We start from the raw sequence: 1,793 nt of genomic DNA on the forward strand, positions 1-1,793 counted from the left end.
ACGCCGACGGACTCGGCCTGGACGCCGGGCGCCTCGCCGTCGCCGGCGACAGCGCGGGCGGCAACCTCGCCGCCGTGCTCACCCTGCTCGCCCGCGACGAGGGCGGTCCGGCCCTCCGCCACCAGCTGCTCGTCTACCCCAACACCGACGCCCACGCCGACACCCCCTCGCTGCGCGAGCACGACGACCCGGCGCTGTTCAACCGCCGCTCGGTCGCCTGGTACTGGGGCCACTACCTGGCCGACCCGGCCGACGGCGCCCACCCGCACGCCTCCCCGCTGCGCGCCCCCAGCCTGGCCGGACTGCCGCCCGCCACCGTCATCACCGCGGAGTACGACCCGCTGCGCGACGAGGGCGAGCGCTACGCCGAGGCGCTGCGCGCGGCGGGCGTCCCGGTGGAGCTGCGCCGCTGGGCGGGCATGCCGCACGGCTTCTTCGCCATGACCGGCACCCTGGACGGCGCCGCCGAGGCCCAGGCGTACGCCGCCGAGCGGCTGCGCGAGGCCCTCGCGTGACGGCCCGCGCCGCCGCCGCGGCCCGCACCGTCACGCTCCCGCTCGCCGAGTTGCACGGCTCCCTCGCGGATCCGCTGCTGGACGCGATGACCTTCCTCAACGAGGTCACCACCCGCTACCCGCGGGCGGTCTCGTTCGCCCCCGGCCGTCCCTATGAGGGCTTCTTCGAGCCCGAGGACGTCACCGCCTACCTGGACGCCTACCTCGACCACCTGGCCGCCACCGGCCTGGACCGGGACGCGGTCCGCACCACCCTGTTCCAGTACGGGCCCACCAAGGGCGTCATCAACGACCTGGTCGCCCGCACCCTGGCGCACGACGAGAACCTCACCGTCGCCCCCGAGGCGCTGGTCCTGACCGTCGGCGCCCAGGAGGGCATGCTGCTGACGCTGCGCGCCCTGTGCGCGGGCCCGGACGACGTGCTGCTGGTCAGCTCGCCCTGCTACGTCGGCGTCACCGGCGCCGCCCGGATCCTCGACCTGACCACCGTGCCCGTCCCCGAGGGCCCGGACGGCGGACCGGACCCGGAGGCCGTGCGCGCCGCCGCCCGCGAGGTCCGCGCCTCCGGCCGGCGCCCGCGCGCCCTGTACGTGGTCCCGGACTTCGCCAACCCCTCCGGCACCTCGATGCCCGTCCCGGCCCGCGCCCGGCTGCTGGAGACGGCCGCCGAGGAGGACCTGCTGGTGATCGAGGACAACCCGTACGGCTTCTTCGCCCGGGACGGCGGCGAGCGGCCCACCCTCAAGGCGCTGGACCACCACCGCCGGGTCGTCTACCTGGGCTCCTTCGCCAAGACCTGCTTCCCCGGCGCCCGGCTCGGCTACGTGGTGGCCGACCAGGAGGTGACCGGCCCCGGCGGGCGGCGCACCCTGCTGGCCGACGAGCTGGCCAGGCTGAAGAGCATGACGACGGTCAACACGCCGGCCCTCAGCCAGGCCGTGATCGGCGGCATGCTGCTCACCCACGACTGCCGGCTGCGGGCCGCCAACGCCCCCGCCACGGCCCACTACGCGGCCGCCATGGACGTCCTGCTGGCCGAGCTGGAGCGGAGCTTCCCGGCCGCCGAGCGGGAGCGCCTGGGCCTGTCCTGGAACGTGCCGGAGGGCGGGTTCTTCGCGGTGCTCGGGGTGGCGTTCGCGGCCGACGACGCGGCGATGGAACGCTGCGCGCGGGACTTCGGCGTGCTGTGGACGCCGATGGCGCCGTTCTACCCCGCCGGGGGAGGGGAGCGCCGGCTGCGGCTCTCCATCAGCTCCCTGACGCCGGAGCGGATCGTGG

Annotated in this window: 1 protein-coding gene and 1 pseudogene; both read left to right on the plus strand. The window is 76.0% G+C overall.

Annotated features, from left to right (window positions below):
- Positions 1–515: pseudogene (locus tag ABD308_RS34960) on the plus strand (alpha/beta hydrolase); the annotation flags it as partial.
- On the plus strand, positions 512–1,793 hold a 1,282-nt coding region (locus ABD308_RS34965; RefSeq protein ID WP_344343969.1), incomplete at its 3' end, for an aminotransferase-like domain-containing protein. The pseudogene ABD308_RS34960 and the gene ABD308_RS34965, both read left to right, overlap by 4 nt.

It is taken from the genome of Kitasatospora putterlickiae, from assembly GCF_039527695.1.
GTDB classification, from domain to species: Bacteria; Actinomycetota; Actinomycetes; order Streptomycetales; family Streptomycetaceae; genus Kitasatospora; species Kitasatospora putterlickiae.